At 67.6% G+C, this 20491-nt stretch carries 21 protein-coding genes; 6 read left to right on the top strand and 15 right to left on the bottom strand.

The window, feature by feature from the left end; genetic code table 11:
• Positions 1-2: 2 nt before the first annotated feature.
• On the bottom strand, positions 3-482 hold the full coding sequence (locus tag Q319_RS0101560) for a low molecular weight protein-tyrosine-phosphatase (protein ID WP_029480044.1): 480 nt from the start codon (positions 480-482) through the stop codon (positions 3-5).
• A 38-nt stretch (positions 483-520) separates the two neighbouring features.
• On the bottom strand, positions 521-1666 hold the full coding sequence (locus tag Q319_RS0101555) for a DUF418 domain-containing protein (protein WP_029480043.1): 1146 nt from the start codon (positions 1664-1666) through the stop codon (positions 521-523).
• Positions 1667-1932: 266 nt separating this feature from the next.
• On the opposite strand from Q319_RS0101555, the gene Q319_RS0101545 reads away from it, so the two are divergent.
• A complete protein-coding gene (locus tag Q319_RS0101545; protein WP_051655006.1) occupies positions 1933-2961 on the top strand; it encodes a glycosyltransferase family 2 protein in 1029 nt (342 codons plus the stop codon).
• Between the two features lie 200 nt (positions 2962-3161).
• On the opposite strand, the gene Q319_RS24140 is transcribed toward Q319_RS0101545, so the two are convergent.
• The 8 genes from Q319_RS24140 to Q319_RS0101505 all read right to left on the bottom strand — a co-directional run bounded on the left by Q319_RS24140 (position 3162) and on the right by Q319_RS0101505 (position 11879).
• Complete coding sequence (locus Q319_RS24140) at positions 3162-4220, bottom strand: M28 family metallopeptidase (protein WP_245618883.1); 1059 nt, start codon at positions 4218-4220, stop codon at positions 3162-3164.
• 120 nt (positions 4221-4340) lie between these two features.
• Positions 4341-4655, bottom strand: coding sequence for a hypothetical protein (locus Q319_RS24135; RefSeq protein ID WP_034413314.1), 315 nt, complete (start codon positions 4653-4655; stop codon positions 4341-4343).
• A gap of 73 nt (positions 4656-4728) precedes the next feature.
• Positions 4729-5913: a cytochrome P450 gene (locus Q319_RS0101530; RefSeq protein ID WP_245618881.1), complete on the bottom strand. Its 1185-nt coding sequence runs from the start codon at positions 5911-5913 to the stop codon at positions 4729-4731.
• Positions 5901-7346 (bottom strand): phytoene desaturase family protein, encoded by a 1446-nt coding sequence (locus Q319_RS0101525; RefSeq protein ID WP_029480040.1) that lies wholly within the window; start codon positions 7344-7346, stop codon positions 5901-5903. Before Q319_RS0101525 ends, Q319_RS0101530 begins: the two co-directional genes overlap by 13 nt.
• 128 nt (positions 7347-7474) lie before the next feature.
• A complete protein-coding gene (locus Q319_RS0101520) occupies positions 7475-8572 on the bottom strand; it encodes a glycosyltransferase family 2 protein (protein WP_029480039.1) in 1098 nt (365 codons plus the stop codon).
• 26 nt (positions 8573-8598) lie between these two features.
• Entirely contained in the window at positions 8599-9255 is a 657-nt protein-coding gene (locus tag Q319_RS0101515) for a lysophospholipid acyltransferase family protein (protein ID WP_029480038.1), read from the bottom strand.
• Positions 9248-10174, bottom strand: a complete 927-nt coding sequence (locus Q319_RS0101510; RefSeq protein ID WP_029480037.1) for a carotenoid biosynthesis protein — start codon at positions 10172-10174, stop codon at positions 9248-9250. Before Q319_RS0101510 ends, Q319_RS0101515 begins: the two co-directional genes overlap by 8 nt.
• A gap of 169 nt (positions 10175-10343) precedes the next feature.
• Positions 10344-11879, bottom strand: coding sequence for a phytoene desaturase family protein (locus tag Q319_RS0101505; RefSeq protein ID WP_029480035.1), 1536 nt, complete (start codon positions 11877-11879; stop codon positions 10344-10346).
• A 178-nt stretch (positions 11880-12057) separates the two neighbouring features.
• On the opposite strand from Q319_RS0101505, the gene Q319_RS0101495 reads away from it, so the two are divergent.
• Positions 12058-12285 carry a hypothetical protein gene (locus tag Q319_RS0101495; RefSeq protein WP_029480033.1) on the top strand — a complete coding sequence of 76 codons (228 nt, stop codon included), beginning with the start codon at positions 12058-12060 and terminating at the stop codon, positions 12283-12285.
• Positions 12286-12423: 138 nt separating this feature from the next.
• Here the strand turns inward: Q319_RS0101495 and Q319_RS0101490 are convergent, their stop codons facing one another.
• Both Q319_RS0101490 and Q319_RS0101485 read right to left on the bottom strand, forming a co-directional pair.
• Positions 12424-13011, bottom strand: a complete 588-nt coding sequence (locus Q319_RS0101490; RefSeq protein ID WP_029480031.1) for a GNAT family N-acetyltransferase — start codon at positions 13009-13011, stop codon at positions 12424-12426.
• A gap of 2 nt (positions 13012-13013) precedes the next feature.
• Positions 13014-13529, bottom strand: a complete 516-nt coding sequence (locus tag Q319_RS0101485) for a ketosteroid isomerase-related protein (RefSeq protein ID WP_081845836.1) — start codon at positions 13527-13529, stop codon at positions 13014-13016.
• Between the two features lie 248 nt (positions 13530-13777).
• Here Q319_RS0101485 and Q319_RS0101480 point away from each other — a divergent pair, with 248 nt between their 5' ends.
• The 4 genes from Q319_RS0101480 to Q319_RS0101465 all read left to right on the top strand — a co-directional run bounded on the left by Q319_RS0101480 (position 13778) and on the right by Q319_RS0101465 (position 17862).
• Positions 13778-15241 (top strand): hypothetical protein, encoded by a 1464-nt coding sequence (locus tag Q319_RS0101480; RefSeq protein WP_034413310.1) that lies wholly within the window; start codon positions 13778-13780, stop codon positions 15239-15241.
• 64 nt (positions 15242-15305) lie between these two features.
• A complete protein-coding gene (gene mutY, locus Q319_RS0101475; protein WP_245618879.1) occupies positions 15306-16376 on the top strand; it encodes an A/G-specific adenine glycosylase in 1071 nt (356 codons plus the stop codon).
• Between the two features lie 43 nt (positions 16377-16419).
• Positions 16420-17250 (top strand): isoprenyl transferase, encoded by an 831-nt coding sequence (locus Q319_RS0101470; RefSeq protein WP_029480025.1) that lies wholly within the window; start codon positions 16420-16422, stop codon positions 17248-17250.
• A gap of 63 nt (positions 17251-17313) precedes the next feature.
• Complete coding sequence (locus Q319_RS0101465) at positions 17314-17862, top strand: hypothetical protein (RefSeq protein WP_029480023.1); 549 nt, start codon at positions 17314-17316, stop codon at positions 17860-17862.
• Between the two features lie 13 nt (positions 17863-17875).
• On the opposite strand, the gene phoU is transcribed toward Q319_RS0101465, so the two are convergent.
• From phoU to Q319_RS0101450, 3 genes are all read right to left on the bottom strand, one after another.
• Positions 17876-18520 (bottom strand): phosphate signaling complex protein PhoU, encoded by a 645-nt coding sequence (gene phoU, locus Q319_RS0101460; RefSeq protein WP_029480022.1) that lies wholly within the window; start codon positions 18518-18520, stop codon positions 17876-17878.
• 118 nt (positions 18521-18638) lie between these two features.
• On the bottom strand, positions 18639-19592 hold the full coding sequence (locus Q319_RS0101455; RefSeq protein WP_029480021.1) for a sensor histidine kinase: 954 nt from the start codon (positions 19590-19592) through the stop codon (positions 18639-18641).
• The gene (locus Q319_RS0101450; RefSeq protein ID WP_029480020.1) at positions 19589-20278 is read right to left on the bottom strand and encodes a winged helix-turn-helix domain-containing protein; all 690 of its coding nucleotides are present in this window, start codon (positions 20276-20278) and stop codon (positions 19589-19591) included. Before Q319_RS0101450 ends, Q319_RS0101455 begins: the two co-directional genes overlap by 4 nt.
• Positions 20279-20491 lie beyond the last annotated feature (213 nt).

The raw sequence follows: 20491 nt of genomic DNA, 5'->3' as shown, positions 1-20491 counted from the left end.
CTTCACTCCACCTGTTTCTGCTCTGTCGCAAAGGCCCTCGCGCTGCGTTCCAGCATGATGTACACGTTCTCAAAGCCGTCCTGGCCGCCGTAATACGGATCGGGAACATCTGCGCCGGGGGCGTGAGAATCCCACTCGCGCATCAGGTGGAGTTTGGCCCGTGCGTCTGCCGGGGCCAGTTGCCGGGCGTCGCTCAGGTTCTGGGCGTCCATCGCCACGATCACATCGAAGTCGCTGAAATCCTGCGTGGTCAGTTGACGGGCGCGGCCATCGAGCTTCAGCCCATGCGCGCGGGCCACTTCAATGCTGCGGGGATCGGCGGGGCGACCCACATGCCAGTCCCCGGTTCCGGCGCTGTCCACCGTGGCCTGCACCCCGGCGGCCTCCAGTTCACGGCCCAGCAACGCCTCGGCCAGTGGGCTGCGGCAGATGTTGCCCAGACACAGCGCCAGCACGCGCAGGGGTTGATCGGGGGAGGTCATATGGGGATTGTGGCATGGGCAAGCGGTCTGAGCGCGCGTTATTTCCAGTACACCGCCCGCCGCACCAGCCATTCCAGCGGCCCGGTGCCAAAGCGGCGCAGCCACCACGCGCTGATCGGCAGTTGGATCAGACCCAGAACCAGGGCCAGCCCCACCGACAGCGCCGCGCCCCACTGTCCGAACTGCGCGCCCGCGTAGGGATAGAAAACAGCGGTCATGATCAGGCTCTGGGAGATGTAGTTGCTCATGGCGACGCGCCCGCCTGCCGCGAACACCCGCAGCGGCCCCAGACGGTCACGCACGGTCAGCAGACCGATCAGGCCCACGTAACCCAGCGCCGAGGCCAGCCCACCGCCCATACGGACAGGAATGGCCAGCAGGCCACTGGCGTAGTCGCCCCGCGTGTTCAGCCACGCCAGCACAACGCCCAGCGGCAACCCGATCAGCAGGCCCCACAGCGACAGCCCGCGCAGCAGCCGGGGATGTTCGTGCGGGCGCAGCAGCACTCCCGCGCGCCCCGCCGCCGCCCCCAGGCAGAACAGTGCCAGCAGCCACGCGCCGTTGTACAGCGCGCCTCCCAGCAGCACGCCCAGAAACTCGGCGGCGCGCCCAGAAACCACCTCCGGGTAGGATTGCCCGGCCAACAGACTGGGCAGGCCCGAGAATCGGCCCGCCTCCAGTCCCTGCGCCAGCGCGGCGAAGCCTTCCAGCAGCCCCAGCCCCAGCCACCACGCCCCCAGCACCGCCGAGAGCGTCAGCAGGCCGCGCACCGTCAGCCGGGCCGTCATCAGCAGCGCAAAGGCCAGCACCGCATACAGCGAGATGATGTCGCCGTGCCACACCAGCAGGGAATGCAGAGATCCCACCGCCAGCAGCACGAGATGACGGCGCAGGAAGATGCCTGACCCCTGCTTTTGCAGCAGCCCCGCCGCCCCCCAGCCGAACAGCATGGCGAAGATGCTGATGAACCGGCCATTGGCAAACACGTCGGTCAGCACCTGCACGGCGCGGTCCAGTCCAGTCTGGGTCCATTCGCGGAAGCCCGCGAAATCCTGCGCGTTGACCAGCAGGATGCCCAACAGGGCCAGCCCCCGCAGCACGTCCGGCAGCGGGGCGCGCTCGCGCACAGGGCCATGCACTATGGGGACAGGCGGCGCGGCGTCCGGCGGCAGCGGGGCGGTCATGGCGGGCAGGCTAGCGCGCCGGGTGGCGGGGACCATGATGGACCAGACATTCGCGGGGCAGGGGGCCGCCGGGGAGTGCCCCCGCATCCCCCACGTCCCCACCGGAACATGAAAGATCGGGAAGCACCCTTGCCCCCGCCCCGGTCAGAGCTATGCTCAACTTGAACTTGAATATTCAGGGTCCATGCCCCTCATGTGAGGCACCTCGCGTGGGTTCTATCGACTTCCAGCACCGAATCGTCCATTCCCACTCTCCAGAGGTCTCCATGCCCGACAGTTCACTGCCGACTCCTTCCCAGCCGCTGATCAGCGTCGTCATCCCGACGTTCAAGCGCCCTGACCTGCTGCTGGAGCGGGGTCTGGCGAGCGCGCTGGCCCAGAACTATCCCCATCTGGAGGTGCTGGTGGTCATGGATGGCCCGGACCCCCTGACGGCGGCGGCACTGGCCGGGGTGGACGACGCCCGCCTGCGCCCGCTGACGCTGCCCAGCAACCAGGGGCCGTCTGCGGCGCGCAATTACGGCGTGCAGCACGCACGCGGCGAGTGGGTGGCCTTTCTGGACGACGACGACCTGTGGCGGCCCGAGAAGCTGGCCCGGCAGATGGAACTGGCGCAGCGCTCCGCCTGGCCGCTGCCCGTGGTGCTGAGCGGCTACATCACACGCACGCCCTACGGCGACACGCTGTGCCCGCCGCGCCAGAAGACCGACGAGGAGACCCTGGGCGATTACATGCTGGTGCGCGGTTCGGTCACGGGCAAGCTGTGTACGCTGGTCTGCACCCTATTGATGGTTCCACGCTCCCTGGCCCTGAGCCTGCCCTTTCGCACCGAACTGCGAAACAGCGAGGACGTGGACTGGATGCTGCGCGCCGAGGAAGTGGCGGGTGTGGGGTTCGAGCAACTGTCGCCGCAGGATGCCGACGCCCTGGCGATCTACCACGTCGGTGAGGACCGGCCCACCGGCAGCGGGGACTCGATCTGGCATCCCATGCTGAACTGGGCGCAGGAACACCGGGGGGCCGGGCGGCTCTCGGACCGGGCCTTTGCCGGATTCCTGCTGGCGCAACTGGTGCCGCGCGCCGTTCAGCGCGGCGATTACCACGGCCTGCCGATCCTGGGCCGGGCGCTGCTCTCCACCCGCCCCGGCCCCGGCGAACTCGCCACCTTTGCCAAGCACTGGGCGCTGCCCGCCACGCTGCGGCGCAGGCTGAGGGTCTGGCTGAACACCCGCCGCGCGCCCGTGCGCCTGGGCAACGATGAACCGGAGGCTCCTAGGCCGTCTGGACGGGAATAAGCTGGGACGACTCCGCTTCCCGAACTCCACGCCCGGAACCCGTTTTCCTCACTTCCCTGGAATTTTCAGATACTTCAAACACCTTTCCATCGGAGGCCGTATTACCTGGCCGGGGCCGTATTCAGCACCTCGTTTGCGATCTTGAAAGCCGCCTCTGCCGTCTGGTCCACCAGTGCCGGGTCCAGCAGCGTGTCGCCGGGCTAGTGGTAATTGCTGTCCAGGCCCCGGTGGAAAAACAGCGTGGGCACCCCGGCCTGCCGGAACGGCACCTGATCGCTGCTGCCGGGGGTGCCCACGCTGGCCTCCACGCCCGCGCGCCGCGCCGCTTCCACCAGTGGGGCCTCGCCGCTGACGCTCAGGGGCATGACGTTCACGCCCACCATGTCCAGATTGAGCATGGCCTTCAGCCCCTTGACCACTTCAGGGTTGTCCTTCACGAAGGCGCGCGAACCCAGCAGGCCGTCTTCCTCGCCGTCAAAGAGCATGAAGAAACTGCGGGCCAACAGCGGTGTACTAGCTGCCCGCCGCGCGAGGTCCAGCACCGCCAGACTGCCCGAGAGGTTGTCGTTGGCCCCCGGCGCGCCCGTCACCGAGTCCAGATGCGCGCCGAACAGCACGTCCGGCCTGTCCACGCCTGCCTTAAAGGCGATCAGGTTGACGGCCTGCACGTTGCCCTCGCGCACGCGGACGCGCAGGGTCACGGGCTGGCCGTCTTGCAGGGCCGCGCCCACCGTGGGGGACACGCCCAGCACGGGCACGTCCACCCGCTCGCCCAGCGTTCCCCGGAAGTCCCCGGCGCTGTTGTTGACGATCACCACGCCAAGCGCGCCTGCCGCCAGGGCTGCGCGGGTCTTCTCGATAAAGGGAATCTGGCCGCGCGACACCACCGCCACCCGTCCGCGCACGTCCACGCGGGCAAAGTCCGCAGGCGTGCCCACCCCCGGCACCCGAACTGCGGCAGCGCTGACCTCTCCCCCCGCAGAGTCCTGGAGGGCATTGCCGGTCAGAAGCTGCTGGCCCACCCGCACGTCCGAACCCAGATCGTCGAAGCGCGGGTAGCTGAACGTTTCGCGGCGCGTCTGGTAGCCTAGCGCCCGGAACTGCGCTTCCAGATAGATGCGGGCCTGTTCGTTGCCCGCGCTGCCCGTCACGCGGGGGCCGAACTCGAGAATCGCCTGGGCATGGTCCTGGGTGCTGACGCCCAGGCTGAGGCTGGAGAGGGTCAGCGCCAGCAGCGCGGGCCACAGCAGAAGTTTCATGGGGGCAATAGACCACGGCCAGGGGGGCGTGACGGTGGCCTCTGCCGCCTTTTTCGGAGGCTGGGAATAGACATGGAAAAACCCGCCGACTGGGGCGGGTCTGGGGGATGAACGGACGGCTCAGCCGCAGCGTTTGACAGCGTACAACTGGTTTAACTTGGCAATGCGTTCGTCGGCGGCCTTCTGCACCTGATCGTTGGTGTACTCGTTGGCGACGATCCCCGGAATGAAGAAAATAGCCCAGGCGACATTCTGGCCGCTGAGGCCCCGGTTGCTGGTGGCCTCGGCGCGGGCCGACTGGGCGCGGTTGATCTCGCTGCGGACCTCTGTGCAGGACAGGTCCACGTCGGGCTTCTGCGCATTGGGGTTGTAGCGCGGGGCGCAGGACGACAGGGCCAGGGCAGCAACGGCAGACAGCAGCAATGCTTTTTTCATGGGTCATTGTCAGCCGGAAATGAACCGATGGGGCCAGATGGATATTTACGTAACGTTGATCACAATACCCGAATCATGACACCCGCCGCACCACCAGCGGCCCCTTCGGCCCCAGCGTGATCCCTGGCACCGGGGAATCGTCGCCGCGCACCGCCCGCAACGGGGGCAGCGCCGCCAGCACGTCCAGAATCAGCATCTGCGCCAGGTGCATCCCCAGGCACAGGCGTTCGCCGCCGCCAAAGGGCAGGTACGCCCACGCAGGCGGTTTGGCTTCCCAGCGTTCAGGCCGGAATTCCCCCGGCGCGTCCCACAGCCCTGGATCACGGGCCGACAGGTACGGGGCGTACAGCGCCAGAGTGCCGCGCGGCAGCTTCACACCGTTCCAGTCCAGCTCTTGGTTCAGGCGGCGGCTGCCCATCCAACCGGGCGGGTGCAAGCGCAGCGTTTCCTTCAGCACGGCAGCGTGGTGCTGGGGCGCGTGCCACTGCGGATGCTGGGCCAGATGCCACACCGCGTAGGCCAGCGCGTGCGTGGTGGTGTCGTGGGCGGCGGCCAAGCTGACGCGCGCCTCCTCCAGTCCACCAGGAACGGGGGCGAGAACGGCCAGCAGATCATCCCCGCCTTCCGTGAGCCTGAGCGTGGCAAGGCGGCGCAACTCGGCGTCCACACGCAGGAACAGCAGCGGGCGGGGCAGGGCCGGGATTGGGAAGGGTTGTCTGAGTGGGGCCAGGAAGGAGTGCAGCAGGTGCGAGTCAAACTCGCCGCCAAAATACGCCGCGTTCAGCAGGCGCAGCACCGCACCATCGGCCCAGGCCAATGCATCAAATTCACCGTCCGGGATGGGCGGTAGCGCCGCCTGCGTCCGCCCGCGCAACGTTTCCAGGTGTTTTTTCCCAAAGCCCGGATTGATGGTCTGCCGCCGCCGCCGATGCATCGGCGCGTCGGTGAGGATCACGCCCCCGGCCAGATACGGCACCACCGCCGAGAAGCCGCCCGCACTGCGGAAGGTGTCCAGATCGCTCAGAAGCCGCTTGTTCCACGCCGGACTGAAACCGACGATGGAGGGAATGCCGAGCCTCAATCGGAACAGGTCCGTTCCTGCCGCCCGCGCCCGCCGTGCGCCCTCCTCGATCAGCGGCAGCGGCTGTAAAGCCCAGTCCTGAAGGTGGCCGTTGCCGGGGCGGGTGGGGGGCTGGGGCAGGGTGTTGAGGGTTGGTGGTTGGCGGTTGACGCAGGAGGGCCGGATTAAAACTCCCACGTCTCCCCCACTCCTGGCACGTCCAGCCCGCCCAGCGCGTCGTAGCGCAGCCCCAGCAGCCCTCCCGCGCCGTTCCAGCCGCTCAACAGGCTCAGCGGAACACCGCCGCCCGGATGCACCGTGCCGCCCACCTGCGCCAGATTACGAATCTGGGGCACGGTCCAGCCGGGGCGCAGGCTGCCGGTCAGGCCGTGTGGGGCGCGTCCGTACAGTGCGCCGCCCTGCGAGACGCGGGCGTAGTCGGCGGGGCCGAGGGGCAACCAGTCCTCAATCTCAAGGGGCTGCAAGTCCGGCGGCAGGCGTTCCTGCAAAAGCTTGAGCAGCAGCAGCCCGTAGGTGCGCGAATCGTCCTCCAGCTCCGGTCTGGGCGGCGCGTTGACCAGCAAAAAGGCGCGGTTGCCGTCCAGATGCAGGTACAGCGTGGGATCGCGCGGCAGGCGTCCGGCGCGGATATCCTGCCATTCGCGGGCATACTGCGCGGGCCAGAAGATGTGGTGGGCACGGCCCATGTCTCTTTTTAGATGCAGTTGCAGCGCGAAGCCGCTAACGCCGCGCGGGGTGGGTTTTTCCTGCACGCCCAGCCACCCCAGCGTCAGGGCGCGGTCCGCCGCACTGACCCAGGCGTCGGCGGCGATGGCCCCCCGGTCCGTGTGCGCCCCCAGCACGCGCCCGCCGTGGACCATCAGATGCCGCACGCGCGTGCCGTATTCAAAGCGCACGCCCAGCTCTGTGGCCTTGTCGTGCAGCCGCTCGGCCAGCGCCAGCAGCCCCCCCTGCATGTGCCACACGCCGTAGCCCAGTTCCACCCAGGCGATGTTGTGCAGCACGGCGGGGGCGCGGTAGGGATCGGCCCCCAGATACGTGGCGAAGCGCAGCCAGAACGGCGACATGAACGGCCCCGAGCGCGTATACCGGGCCAGCGTCGTTCCCGGCGCGGCGCGCAGCCCACGCGTCAGGGCGTAGCGGGCCAGCCGCGCGCGGTTAGGCGGCGGCGCGAACAGGAAGGTGGGCGCGGCGTCCAGGTACATACGGCGCGCAGAGGCCAGCAACTCCGTGTAGCGCCTGCCCTCTGTCTTTGACAACTGCGCCAGCGTCGGCTCCAGGCTGCCGGCCACATGCAGCGCTTCGGGGGCAAAGATGCGGCCCTCGCCGGGTTTAGAGGCGTGCGCGTGATAGGTGGTGGTGGGGCGGGCGGCTTCCAGTTGGGGGGCGGGCAAATCCAGCCGCTCGTGCAGCGCACGGAAAATCTGGGGCATGGTGACCACCGTGGGGCCGCTGGAGAAATCCTCGTAACCCAGCGCGGCCTTGCCACCGGGCCGCTCCAGGGCGTCCAGCACGGTCACCTGCGCCCCAGCCTGGGCCAGCCGCAGCGCCGCCGCCAGCCCCGCGAAGCCCGCGCCGATCACCGCGACGTGTCTGGGAGCGTTCCTCAAGCCCGCGTTTTCCTGTTGGTCCTGCCATTCATGCCCTGAAGATAGTGCGGACTGTGGGGCAGGGCAGTCACTTTTGCACGCTGATGGAGATGGCAGCCGTGCTGCTGGAGTAGGCAGCCTGCCGAGGGTTAATCCTCTCCTCCTTCACCTTGCCTATACTCCCGCCCCTTCCAGACCACCCGACGCCGCGCCGCCCGCAGGTACACCGGCAGCGCCAGCAGCGGCGTGACTGGCCCCAGCAGCCCCTCCAGCACGTCGGCGGGGGTGCGGCGGCCCGCGATCAGGGCGACGGCGGTTCGTTCCAGCAGGCCCAGCACGCGCAAAGCCCGCGCCCCCGGCACAGACCACCCCAACACAGGCAGCAGCCACGGCAGCGTGTACACCGCCAGATGGGCCGCCGCGCTCAGCAGCAGCAGCGGGCGCGAGTGCAGGTGGATGGGCAGCACGTTCTTGGAAAACCCCCGTACCGATTCGGGATACGAGCGGTACATCCGCACGCCGATGGCATTCCGGCCCAGCGCCGAGGCGACCCGGCCCCCACGGGCCTTCAAGCGGCGGGCGAGCTGGGTGTCTTCCAGCAATTCCCGGCGCACCAGTGCGTAGCCCCCGGCGCGTTCCAGCGCGCTTTTGTGAAAGGCCATCACCTGCCCGTTGGCAATGGTGGCGGCGGCCTGCGGCAACGTGATCACCGGGTATGGGAAGTACGACAGCACGGCGGCGTCCACCAGCGGGGTCAGCAGCCGCTCGCCGGGGGTGCGGTTGTTCTGCCGGGGCTGCACGCTCAGCAAGTCGGCGTCGCTGGCCTCCAGCTCGTGCAGCACGGCCCCCAGCGCCCCGGCGTGCCACGTCACGTCCGCGTCGGTGAAGATGAGGATATCGCCCGATGCCAGCACGGAAAGTTGCTGACAGGCCCAGGGCTTGCCGTACCAGCCGGGCGGCAGCGGCTGGCCCCGTACCACCCGCGCGCCCAGCTCAGCGGCAATATTAGCCGTGCCGTCGCGGCTGCCGTCGTCCAGCACGATCACCTCGGCGGCCCCCTGCGCCAGCACGCCGGGCAGGGTGTGCGGCAGGTTGGCGGCCTCATCGCGGGCCGGAATCAGGATGGACACGCGCGGGCCGCCTTCCGGCGTGGGCCGGGGGCGCAGGCGTGGAAAATGCACGGCGTTGATCAGCAGCACCGCCGCCTTGCCCGCCAGCCACGCGAAGGCGAGGGTGTGATAGGCCATCTTGAGAGAGGCGCGAGCGGCGGGCTTCACCGATCCCCCGTGATCAGCGTGAGCAACCGGGAAGGCCAGTCCACCTCATCGCTGTCGCCAGACCGCCCGGTCATCACGCGCAGGTAGCCCGCCAGCGGTTGCTCCGGGTCACTGGAGGCGAGTTCGCTGTCCAGCACGCTCAGCTCGTGGGCCAGCGCCCCGGCCAAGTCGGTGGTGGCCGCCCCAATTCGCAGATAGGCCTCCGGCCACTGTCCGCCGCGCAGGACCACACGCAGGGCCACCGGAACCAGGGGCACGCCCGCCGTTCTGGCGATCCAGGCCGCGCCGGGGTAAAGCATGTTCAATGGGCCGGGAGGCTGCACCGCGCCTTCGGGAAAGACCGTGACCCATGCGCCGCTGCGCGCCATTCGCGCCGCCTCCCGCACCCGGCCCGGCTCCAGCGCGCCCATGCGCCGCAGAAAGGGAAAGCGTTCCAGTTGCCGCGCCACCGCCAGAATGCAGAAGTCCGCGCCCGCGAACCATGCCAGTTCACGCATCACGTAGCCGTCCCACCACGAGTTGTGGTTGGGGGCCAGCACCGCGCCGCCTGTGGGCAGCGAACCGCGCACCCACACGCCGCCCAGCCCGGTTCGCAGGCTGCGGCGAATGCTGTGCTTGAGAACCGGGGTGGCCCAGGGGGCGCGGTCAGGCACGCTTTCCCCTCACCACACGCGCCAGCCCCAGTCCCAGTCCCATCGCCAGCAGGGTGACAGCGGCCTCGGGATAGCGGCCCACCAGCACCAGACCGCCGGGGAGGAAGAAGGCTTCAATAGGGTAGGCGACGGCAAAGTTGATCTGGGCGTCTCCCTTGCGCCCCCGCAACACCTCCGGGCCGATGCGCGTGATGACCCACGAAATTCCGCTGCCCACCACCCACCAGCCCAGAAAATTCTGTAACGGTGCGCCCGCCCAGATGGGATTCGGGTCACTCCACAGCCAGTAACGCTGGGCGGTCATCAGCGGTTCCAGGCCCACGTCCCACAGCGCCAGCAATAGCCCGGCCAGCCACGCCCGCCCGCCAGACAGCAGCAGGCCCGCCAGCGTCAGGGCGAACCAGCCCAGCGGCACCATCAGCGGCACACCCAGGATCAAAGGCTCGGGGGCGGTGGCGTAGGAATAAATGCCGAAGGGAAAGCCAGTGCGGGTGCCGATCACTTCCGCGCTCAGGCCCAGGCCGCAGGCCAGAAACGCCATCAGCCACGAGCGGCCCCAGCCCACGCGCTCGGCGGCGTACAGGAGCGCGCCCACAAACAGCGCTGCCGTACTCGCCAGTCCCAGCACGCCGAAGCCTTCCGGCCACAGCGGCACGGGCACGTGCAGAACGGCGTACAGGGCGATCAGCCACATCCACGGGCGTGTTTCGGAGATCAAAGTTCGCGTTCGCTGTTGGAGAACTCTGGAGAATTCTGGACCCAAAGCGTCACCCGCCAGTGCCAGCACCCCGGAAAGCGGCACGCCGACGGCGATCAGCGCCCAGCCTGCACTCCGATCCGTCAGGACCAGCAGCGCACCCGCAAAAGCAATGCCCAGCGCGGCGAAGGCGAGGCCAGTGCGGAGAATGGTGGGGGTCATGGGTGGGTGGGTGGGTGATAGTTGATGGTTGATGGAAAGGGCCTGGGCATCTTGCTGGCGGCTGGGGCCTGCCCGGTGGCCCCCCCTCCCAGCCTCCCCCACGAGGGGGGAGGAGCTAAAAACCCTGGACTCTCAGACCCTTTGACCCTTGGACCGCGCGCCACCCGCCTCACTTCCAGCCCCGCCGCGTCAGATCTTTGACCAGCACCTGCGCGGCGTTGCGCCCACTCGCGCCCATGATGCCGCCGCCGGGGTGGGTACTCGCTCCGGTCAGGTACATGCCTTTCAGGCCCGGCCACTTGTACTGACTGGCCCGCATCCACGGGCGGAAGGAGAACATCTGGTCAAAGCTCATTTCCAGGTGCATGACGTTGCCCCGATGCAAGCCCAGGTTGGTTTCCAGCCACTGCGGTGTCTGCACCAGCTCGCCCACAATCGTGTCGCGCGTGCCGGGGGCGTAATGCTCAAAGGCGTTGAGGATATTCTCGCGCGCCTCAGCGGTACGGGTTTCCCAGCTTCCACTGCTCAGCTCATACGGGTAATACTGCGCCCACAGCCACAGGGCCTCGCCGCCGGGGGGGGCCAGCGAGTCGTCCACGGCGGAAAAACTCATGGCGATCAGGGGCGGGTCTTTCGTCGGCTCTCCGGCCAGATATTGCCCGTAACCCGTCATCAGTTGCTGCTCGTTCTTGATCAGCAGGCCCAGGCCCACGCGGCTGCCGGGTTCGGAGTGGTGGCGGTACTTGACCTGCTCGGACAGCGCGAGACGAAGCACCATGCCGAAGCCGTTGCCCACGCGCACATTTTTGGCGGACTCAGGCACAAATTCGTCTGGCATCGCCCCAGCGGTGGTCAGAATATGCGTCCCGGACACCACGGCGCGGGCGGTGTAGGTGTCGCCATTCTCCAGCCGGATACCCTGCGCTTTTCCATCTTTAACCAAGATGTCCTTGACGGGCGCGTTGATGAAGACCTCGCCGCCATCGGCCTCAATCGCACGTTTCAACGCCTGGGTCAGTCCGCCGCTGCCGCCCTTGGGCCGGGCCACCCCGCCCTCGTGGTACAGCGGGTGCCACAGCAGGAAGGGGGCGCTCAGAGGGTCTGTTGGTGGCGGCCCACTCTGTGCGGCCATCCACGTCAGCGGCGCACGCACGCGCTCGTCGGTGAAGTATTCCTTCGCCACCTCGCCGTAGGGCTTGAGGATGCGCGGCAACTGCTCCATCCAGTCGCGGCCCTTGCCCGAGCTGACCATCATCTTGCCCATGTCCAGCGGGCCGGGCGCGGAGTTAAACAGATCGGCCACGCTGCGCGCAAACGGCGTCCAGTCGTCCAGAAAACGGGTGTACGCCTCGCCCTGACCGGGGAACAGGGCTTCCAGTTCGCGGGCTGTTCGCTGGGCGTCGCGGTGAATAAACCACGGGGTTTCGCCGTCGTAGGCGTGGAACATCGGGTCCACTTCCAGGTAGTGCAGGCCGTGGCGGGTCAGCTCCAGCTCGCGCACCACCGGGGTCATGCGGATCAGGATGTGGGCGCTGCCGCCGTAGTCGAAGCGGTAACCGGGGACCAGCTCCTCGGTACTCACGGCCCCACCGACGATGTGCCGCCGCTCAAACACGCCTACCTTGAGTCCAGCCTTGGCCGCGTAGGCCGCCGTTACCAGCGCGTTGTGGCCCGCGCCCATCACGATCACGTCAAAATCTGGCATTGAGGCAAGTGTGCCATGAAGAGCGTGGGACAGAGGGCCGGAAATATGCCAATGGGCCGGGTGCATGCGGTTTCCCCAAACCTTCACACTGGAGGCGCTGCTTCTGCTGCCTGCTGCCTACCTCACCTGGACCGAGCCTGAAATAAGCGAGTAAGACTCCGGGGACTATCCTGGCCCCATGTTTGGCAACCGCCGCGTTCCCCCCCACATCGTCCTGATCTTCAGCGTGCTGCTGGGAGTCCTGTGCGCGGTGGGGGCCTTCTTCGTCGCCCGTTCGGAAAGCTGGCTGTGGGCCGGAATAGCAGGCGTGCTGGCCGTGTGGTTTATCGTGGACGCTGTGCGCTCCTACGGCTGGAACGAGAACAAGAAGCGGCTGGCCGCCGAGAAACAGGCCGCCGCCCGCTGATACGGATCCCGTCTGTTTCGTTAGCAAACTGGGAAAGCGCCAGTTTGCCAACTCCACGCCCGGAACCCGTTCTTCTCATCCTCGCGTCCGCTCGGATTTCCATCGTTCTGCAAACGATTCAATCGGAGTCCTTACGATTCAACCTTTCTCGCGCCTGAGCCAGAACCGCATCGGCTTAGGCGTCTCTGTTGTCTGGCCCACGTCCTGCCAGCTCATCGTCGTCTGTAAATCAGGCCGTTCGACATAGCCCCGCGCCGCCCAGAAGGCGTTCAGGGGGCGGTAATCCGCAGGCCGGGCCGGGTGGTCTTCTGGCCTCTGCACGGCGCAGAAGGCAGTCACGCCCAGCCCCAGTCGCCTCGCATGGGCCTCGCGCCCGTCGAAAAACGCGTGACCCAGGCCGCGCCCCCGGTATTCGGGCAGCAGCACGCTCTCTCCCAGATACAGCACGTCGGACACGTCAAATTCAGGGGGTTCAAACGGTGCCCGGACCTCCGGTGTCTCATGGATCAGCGGCACGGCGGTACTCGCGCCGACGACCTCCCCGCCGTCGCGGGCCAGGATGATCACGGCGTCACGGGCGGCCAGATAGGTTCGCAGGTATGCCTCCTCGTATTCGGGAGTGCCGCCGTACAGGTAGGGAAACGCACGGAAAACCTGCGTTCGCAGCCGCACCAGATCAGGGATGAAGGGGCGCAGGTCCGGGCCGCTCAGCGCCGTGACGTCCATGTTCAGCCGCCCACCTGCCGGGTCCAGTCCTGAAGGTTGTAGTAGTTGGTCACGCGGGTGATCAGGCCGCCGTGAACCTCGAAGAACGCGCCCACCGGTAGCGCATACTCCTGGCTCTTCGCGGGGGGCAGCCCCTCGTCAGTCTTCAGATACTCACCGTGGATGACGAATTCGGCGGCGGCGCGCAGGCCGTCGGAGCTGGCCATCACAGTCAGGTCACGGGCCTGTTCGCGGTAATGGGTGTCCATGTGGGCCAGAAAGGCGCGGAAGGCGTCCTTGCCCATCTCGCTGCCGCCCTGGTTGATGTCGTGCTGCACGTCGTCGCTCAGCACTTCCAGCATGCCCGCCGGATCACTTGCATTGAAGGCGGCGTAATAGCGGGAGATCAGGTCATGCGTCCTGGCCTGTGGGTTGGAAACTGTAGGGCTGGGAATTGCCGGGCTGGAAGCCGTTGTGCTGGGGCCTGGAGCGGAGGCCGGATCGGGGGCAGAGGCGGGGGTGGAGCCAGACAGATTCATGCTTGCCAGAATAAAGGTGAAGGGTGAAAAGAGGACCCCCGAGCTGTGCTGAGCAGGCCGCCAGGGGCTTGCGTCTCGCCTCATCTTTCCCATCTCTGGTCATCCTGGGGGCACGTTGGGGGCAGGAGGGTGGTCAACGCCCCGTAGACCGCCGCATTCTGCTACTTTAGAGACAATTCAGACCCGTTCCATCACGCGCCGTTGGCCTGCCAGGTCAGGTGCGTGCGTTTCAACTGGAGGTTTCCCGCATGAAATCAATGCGTTACATCGTGACCCGGCCCTGTCTGCAAGAAGGCAGCCTCAGCATCCTGAAATACCTGCAACCCACTTTCAACCAGAGCGGCCCCGCCGTCTTCGTGGACGACAAGGGCGATGAACACAACGTGCAGGTCGATACCGAGCGCGCCCGCATCTGGGGCCTGGGCGGGCTGTACCACGCGCAGCATCTGGGCGTGAACGACGTGTTGACCATTACCAATCTGGCCCCGGCGCGCTATCAGGTGGAGGCCATCGTCAAGCCCTACGCGCCGCCCGTCTCGCCCCGCCGCGAACCCAACAAGGCCCCGGAAACGCGCCGCGTGGTGGTGTCCTCCACCCCCCACGTGCGCGAGGTGCGGATGCAGGAAGTGCCCCAGGCCCAGTCAGCACAGATTCAGTCGGCACAGGCCCAACCCGCAGAAACCCGTTCAGCCGGGCTTGCCGAGGCATCCGAAACTGGCGTGGGCGACGTCCGGGTGACCGAGGTGCGGGCCAGTGCGGCGGAAGCGGCAGCCCAGACGCAGGTGGGCCGCGTCCAGGCCGACCGTGTTCAGGGCAGACCGCCCGCCGAGCGGACCCAGGCCGAGTGGGGCGGCGTTCCCGTTCCCAGCCAGCTCACTTCCAGCCAGCCTGTGCCCAGTGTTTCTACATCCAGTGCATCTGCGCCTGCCGGGTCAGCCGCCACTGCTCAGGCCGTGGCCGCAGGGCCGTCCGCCCCGACGCCGCGCGCCGCCCCCGAAATCCGGCAGGGCGAGGACGCCCGGCAGCCAGCAGCACACCTGGCCGAACTGGCCCACCTGACCGGCTACCGTCTGGACGATCTGGGCGGCGGCGTGCTGAGACTGAAGGCCGAGCTGGGCGCACACGGTTACGCCGTGCTGGTGGCGCTGGACGAGCAGGCCCGGACCTCGCCCGCCTGGAACGAGGAACCCGGCTACCGCGTCATGCTGTGCAATGAGGGTGAAGACCCGCAGGGCGTGTCCCGCCTGACCCACGAGGCGCTGGCCGCCCTAATCGAACATGCGCGGCTCTCCCCGCTGTCCCCGGTGGACCTGCGCGGGTACTGGAAGGCCGGGCATGTGGACATGGAATCGGCGGCCAGCGTCGCGGAACTGGTCAGCGCGTATCTGGCGCAGCGCGGCGTCTTCAGCTTCGTGCTGCTGACGCTGGCCCAGCAGCCCGCCCACAGCGTGATCAGCGTGCCGCGTCTGGCCGAGAAGCTGGGCAGCGGCGTCAACTACGCCGAACTGGGCAGCATCCTCGAAACCCTGACCCGCGCGCCCTTCCTGGCCCTGACCCCGCTGCCCGGCGGCCAGTTTCTGCTGCGCGTGGGCGTGGCGGACCTCCTGACCGATCTGGCCGAGTATGCCGACGGCGTGCGCCGCCGCGTCCGCACCCCAGCGGGCAGCAGGCCGGAAGCCGCCCAGCGCGAGGGCCTGGGTCTGCGGGCCTAGAGCAGTTCTCCCGCCCCTGACAAAACGCACTGTTTTCCCAGCACCGCGCCTCTACACTGGCGCGGTGATTGCTGTTCCAGACTCCGTTTCCACAGCCATCCCCGAGATTCGCACGGAGCTGCTGGCGTGGTTTGATGCATCGGGCCGTGAGTTGCCGTGGAGGCTGGGCACAGAGGGCGCGCGTGACCCCTACCGCGTGTGGGTGGCCGAGATTCTGCTCCAGCAGACGCAGGTGGCACGCGGCCTGCACTACTATGACCGCTTTCTGGAGGCGTTTCCCAGCGTCCAGGCACTGGCCGAAGCGCCCATAGAGGCCGTGCTGAAAGCCTGGGAAGGCTGCGGCTACTACGCCCGCGCCCGCAATCTGCACCGCGCGGCAAAGGTCATCGTTCAGAACGGTTTTCCCGCCGATTACAGCGGCTGGCTGGCGCTGCCAGGGGTGGGGCCTTACACTGCCGCCGCCGTGGCGAGTCTGGCGTTCGGTGAAGCCCGCGCGGTCAACGACGGCAACGTGCGCCGGGTGCTGGCGCGGCTCTACGGCGAGGCGAGACCGACAGACGCCTGGATTCAGGCGCGGGCCGACGCCCTGCTGTGCCCCGCCCGCCCCGGCGCGTGGAACGAGGCGGTCATGGACCTGGGCGCAACGGTCTGCACGCCCAAGGCCCCGCGCTGCGCCGAATGTCCGCTGTCTGCCCACTGCGCGGCGTTTAAGCGCGGCACACCCACCGCCTTTCCCGCGCCCAAAGTCCGGGCGGCGGCGCGGATGGTGCAGGCGGTGGCCGTGCTGATCGGAGATGAGCGGGAGGCCGTGCTGGAGAGGCGCGAGGGTGGCCTGCTGGGCGGGCTGATGGGCCTGCCGATGCTCGAGTTTGGCCCGCAGCAAACCGAGGTAACAGTGTTGGAAGAACTTTGCGCCCGTCTCGGTGCGCGTCCAGGCGAGTTGCTGGGGCAGGTCCAGCACAGCATGACGCACCGGCAGATCACCCTGCATGTGTACGCGGCGGCCTCTGCACTGCCCCGGCAGACGGTGGCAGACGCGGCGCTGTCCCGGCTGGACCACAAGGCGCTGGAGCTGCTGCGGACACGGCAGGAAAGCCTCTTTGCCGCCCCGCTCATGGACGGTTCATCCGTTTGAAGGACGCCCCGATGTTTTCTGGCGCGCTAAACTACCCCGGTCTATGAAGTCCAAGCCCGCTGCCGCCGCCGTCCGCACGCTTCAGAAAACGCGCAGTGCGGCGCGTGGGGCGCTGCTGTGGGGTTATGAACAAAGGCTGGCCCGCGAGGTGGCGACGGGCGGCAAACTGCCGCGTCACCTGGGCCTGATCCTGGACGGCAACCGCCGCTACGCGCGGGCCGGGGGCATGGGGCTTGAAATGGGACATTCCTTCGGCGCAGACAAGGCGCACGAGGTCTTGCAGTGGTGCCTGGAACTGGGCATTCCCGCCGTGACCATCTGGGTGCTGTCCACCGACAACAACAACCGCGATCCGCAGGAGATCGCGCACATCCTGCGCCTGCTGGAGCGCGAGGCACTGAATCTGGCAGGCGATCCACGCATCCACGCCAATCGGGTCAAGGTCCGGGCCATCGGGCAGCACAGCAACTTTCCGGGGCATGTACTGGACGCGCTGCGTGAACTGGAGGAAAAGACCGCCCACTACGACGGCATGCGCCTGAACATCGCCGTGGGCTACGGCGGGCGCGAGGAAATCGTGGACGCGGTCAAGATTCACCTGTCGGCCCAGGCCGCCGCCGGAATGTCGCTGCAACAGGCCGCCGCCGAACTGGCCCCGGACCACATCAGCGCCCACCTGTACACCGCCGATACCCCGGACCCCGATTTCATCATTCGCACCAGCGGCGAGATCCGGCTGTCGGGCTTCATGCTGTGGCAGAGCGTGTATTCCGAGTACTACTTCTGCGACGTGTACTGGCCGGGTTTCCGGCGGGTGGACTTCCTGCGTGCCTTGCGGGATTTTCAGGGCCGGGACCGACGGTTCGGGAAATAACCCCCGCCGGGGGAAGGGCCATTTTCGTTCTCACAGCGCAGAGAATCCTCTACACTTTTTTCTGTGAAATCCGTTCTGCTGAAACCTACCCTGCTGTCTCTCGCCGTCCTGACCACCGCCGTCTCGCTGGGGTCCTGTGCGCCCGCCACGAGCGATTTTGGCGTCAAGATTCCAGCCCCCAGCACTTCTGTGACGGGCAGTCTGGCCACTGGCGACTCCAGCGCCAAGAAACCCGAGTCCAGGTCCCCTCGCTATCCCATCAAAGCAGAGTCTATCTGGACCATCAGCGGCCTGGATCAGAACAACAATGCCCTGAGAAGCAAGATCACCCTGACGGCTGCGCCACCCAGATACCGTAGCGGTGGAGACTGGTACTACGACGGCGACAACGGCTACATCAACCTGTACGAGGTGCAGCAGGGGACGCGTTTTCAGGTCTGGGACATTTCCAATCCAGAGCGGCTGGTGGTCTGTTTCATCCGCCAGTCCTATGACAACGCCCAGACCAGTTACGAGGGCGTGGGGCTGTCCGGCTCACAGGAGGAGATCGACGGCCTGTTCGCTAAGCTCAGCACGGTGTACGGCGGTGATTGCCGCGTGACCCGGAGCTGAGGCAGGTCCTCCGTTACGCCTCGCGCACGCCCGTGACCCAGTAGCGCACGCGTTCGGCGACGTTTTCCATATGGTCGCCGACACGTTCCAGGCTGCGCCCCACCCGCATCAGCATCAGCGCCTTGCTGATGTTGCGCGGGTCTTCAAGCATGTACGTGACCAGTTCGCGCTGAATCTGCTCGTACAGGTCATCGACCTCGTCGTCCATGACGATGGTGGTCTCGGCGCGGGCCACGTCGCGGTCCGCGATGGCCGTCCGCAGGTTCTGGCTCATCTCGCCCAGGCGGGCCAGCATCCGCGCCAGATTGACGTATTTCTTGAGGGCCGGGGCCTGGGCCAGTTCCGCACCGTCTTCGGCCACATGGACCACGTAATCGCCCATGCGCTCGATGTCCGACAGACTTTTCAGGATCAGCGCCACCAGCCGCAGGTCCCGGGCCACCGGCTGATGACGGGCGATGATCCGCAGGCATTCGGCCTCGATCCGGGCCTCCTGGGCGTCGACCTCCAGGTCCAGGGCACGCACTTCTTGCAGCCGCTCAGTCTGTTCGTGCAGCAGCACATCGGCGGCCACCGGCAGCATCTGCTCGACGGTGCCCAGCATGTTCAGCGCGCCGTTCAGGACGCTTCTCAGATCATTTTCAAGCACTTCACGCATGGGAACTCCTGGGGGCGGTCATCACGGGGCAACGTAGCACCCGGCACGTCAGGGGAGGGTCAGGGAGAGGTTGGACGATCTCTGACAGACAGGTGGACAATCTCTGGCAGGCACCTTCCTAGCCCATTCCCCCAACCCCCGGCAGCGTGAAGCAGAAGGCGTTGCGCCCATCCACGCGCGTCGCCCACGCCTGACCGCCCCAGCCGTGGACGACGCTGCGGACGATGTACAGGCCCATGCCGCTGCCCTGGCCGCTGGCCCCCTCTCCGCGCGTGTGGGCCTGGAACAGGCTGTCAGTGTCGGGGATGGGCGGGCCGTGGTCCAGCACGCAGACCTCGGCCCAGGTGCCGCGCCCGGCAGTCTGGACTTCGATGTCCTGGCCCGGTGGACCGTATTTCAGGGCGTTCTCGATCAGGTTGAGCAGCACCTGAAGCAATTTATCGGGATCGGCGCGCACCAGATGATCGGGGCCGAAGCTCAGGCGCGAACCACGCGCGGTCAGTTCGCTGTCCAGCAGACGTTCTGCGCGGGCAAACGCCTCGGCCAGCGGCAGGGTGCGGGCGCGGGTGGGACGGAAGCCCACGGCCAGATCCTCTACCAGCCGGGCCAGCCGCCCGGTTTCCTGCAAACCCTGACGCACGAAATTCTGCGACAGCTCGCGCGGCATGTCGTATTCCAGCGCCTCCAGCACGCCGCGCAGGGCCGTGACCGGGGTGCGGAACTCGTGCGAGAGGACGGCAGTGGCCTCGCGCAGTTCGGCCTCGCGGCGGTGGTGTTCGGTGATGTCCTCGACGATCAGGGCCGAGACCTCGCCGTCGCGGGTGGCCGTGCAGCGCAGGGTGCGCCCGCCCACCTCCAGTTCCAGCTCGCCGCCGCGCTCGATCAGGGCTTCGAGGGTATGCCGCCGCACCACCTCCAGCACCGGACGACCCGCTGCCCGCGCCCCCGTGACGCCCCACAGCCGCGAGGCCGCCGCGTTGATGCGGACCACGGAACCATTCCGCGTCAGCAGCACCGCCTGCGGCAGCGCGTCGATCCAGAAGTCCGGGACCGTTCCGGGGGTTGCCGTCATTTCGCCCCGGCCCACGGGCGCATGCGGTAGCCCTTGCCGCGCACGGTTTCCAGAAAGGCGGGCTGGCCCACCGTCTCGCCCAGGTGAGCGCGCAGTTGCGTGACGTGCTGGTCCACCGTGCGCTCGCCGCCCAGAAAATCCGCGCCCCACACCCGGTCCAGCAACTCCGTGCGCGAGTAGACCCGCCCGGTGTGCTGGGTCAGGAAGGCCAGCAGGTCAAACTCACGGCGGGTCAGGTTCAGTTTCTGCCCGGCCACGCGGGCCTCTGCGCCGCCCATGTCGATGGCCAGCGGGCCGTTGGTCAGGGTCTCGGGCGTATCCGGCTGGGTGCGCCGCAGCAGGGCGCGCACGCGGGCCACCAGTTCGGCGGCGGAAAAGGGTTTGGTCAGGTAATCGTCCGCCCCGGTTTCCAGGCCCTCCACGCGCTCGGCCTCGGCAGCGCGGGCGGTCAGCATCAGCACCGGCAGGCGGCGCAGCTCGGGAGCGTCGCGCAGGCGGCGCAGGAAACTCAGGCCACTCTCGCCGGGCAGCATCCAGTCCAGCACCAGGGCGTCGGCCCCCTCCAGCGCGTCCAGCGCTCCCGCCGTGGAGGCCAACGCCGTGACCCGCAGTCCGGCGCGCTCCAGGTGAAACCGCAGCACATCCCGTACGGTTTCCTCGTCCTCGATGACAACGACGTGGCTCATTGCCCTTCATTCTGACCGCTCAGGTCAGGGGGATGTCAGGCGTGGGCAGCAGGGCGGCGAATGAATCGGGCCATCCCTTCCTTTTTTGCCCCCTCCCCTGTGCGTTACCCTGCATGGGCCGCGCTCCGGGCATGGAGCGAGAAGGCCGTGACCGGGCACACAGCGCCATCCCTCTCCAGGCCGTTCTGTGAGACGCCGCCCGGCACGCAAGGA

It is taken from the genome of Deinococcus marmoris DSM 12784, assembly GCF_000701405.1.
In the GTDB taxonomy this organism is placed as follows: Bacteria; Deinococcota; Deinococci; order Deinococcales; family Deinococcaceae; genus Deinococcus; species Deinococcus marmoris.
Note: the sequence above shows the minus strand (reverse complement) of the source record. Positions and strands in the feature narration are given on the sequence as shown.

Bases quoted from the DNA above. Each gene is read 5' to 3' on its own strand.
- Q319_RS0101560 (WP_029480044.1), bottom strand. From the start codon at position 482: ATGACCTCCCCCGATCAACCCCTGCGCGTGCTGGCGCTGTGTCTGGGC.
- Q319_RS0101555 (WP_029480043.1), bottom strand. From the start codon at position 1,666: ATGACCGCCCCGCTGCCGCCGGACGCCGCGCCGCCTGTCCCCATAGTG.
- Q319_RS0101545 (WP_051655006.1), top strand. From the start codon at position 1,933: ATGCCCGACAGTTCACTGCCGACTCCTTCCCAGCCGCTGATCAGCGTC.
- Q319_RS24140 (WP_245618883.1), bottom strand. From the start codon at position 4,220: ATGAAACTTCTGCTGTGGCCCGCGCTGCTGGCGCTGACCCTCTCCAGC.
- Q319_RS24135 (WP_034413314.1), bottom strand. From the start codon at position 4,655: ATGAAAAAAGCATTGCTGCTGTCTGCCGTTGCTGCCCTGGCCCTGTCG.
- Q319_RS0101520 (WP_029480039.1), bottom strand. From the start codon at position 8,572: ATGGCCTATCACACCCTCGCCTTCGCGTGGCTGGCGGGCAAGGCGGCG.
- Q319_RS0101510 (WP_029480037.1), bottom strand. From the start codon at position 10,174: ATGACCCCCACCATTCTCCGCACTGGCCTCGCCTTCGCCGCGCTGGGC.
- Q319_RS0101505 (WP_029480035.1), bottom strand. From the start codon at position 11,879: ATGCCAGATTTTGACGTGATCGTGATGGGCGCGGGCCACAACGCGCTG.
- Q319_RS0101495 (WP_029480033.1), top strand. From the start codon at position 12,058: ATGTTTGGCAACCGCCGCGTTCCCCCCCACATCGTCCTGATCTTCAGC.
- Q319_RS0101490 (WP_029480031.1), bottom strand. From the start codon at position 13,011: ATGGACGTCACGGCGCTGAGCGGCCCGGACCTGCGCCCCTTCATCCCT.
- Q319_RS0101485 (WP_081845836.1), bottom strand. From the start codon at position 13,529: ATGAATCTGTCTGGCTCCACCCCCGCCTCTGCCCCCGATCCGGCCTCC.
- Q319_RS0101480 (WP_034413310.1), top strand. From the start codon at position 13,778: ATGAAATCAATGCGTTACATCGTGACCCGGCCCTGTCTGCAAGAAGGC.
- Q319_RS0101470 (WP_029480025.1), top strand. From the start codon at position 16,420: ATGAAGTCCAAGCCCGCTGCCGCCGCCGTCCGCACGCTTCAGAAAACG.
- phoU (WP_029480022.1), bottom strand. From the start codon at position 18,520: ATGCGTGAAGTGCTTGAAAATGATCTGAGAAGCGTCCTGAACGGCGCG.
- Q319_RS0101455 (WP_029480021.1), bottom strand. From the start codon at position 19,592: ATGACGGCAACCCCCGGAACGGTCCCGGACTTCTGGATCGACGCGCTG.
- Q319_RS0101450 (WP_029480020.1), bottom strand. From the start codon at position 20,278: ATGAGCCACGTCGTTGTCATCGAGGACGAGGAAACCGTACGGGATGTG.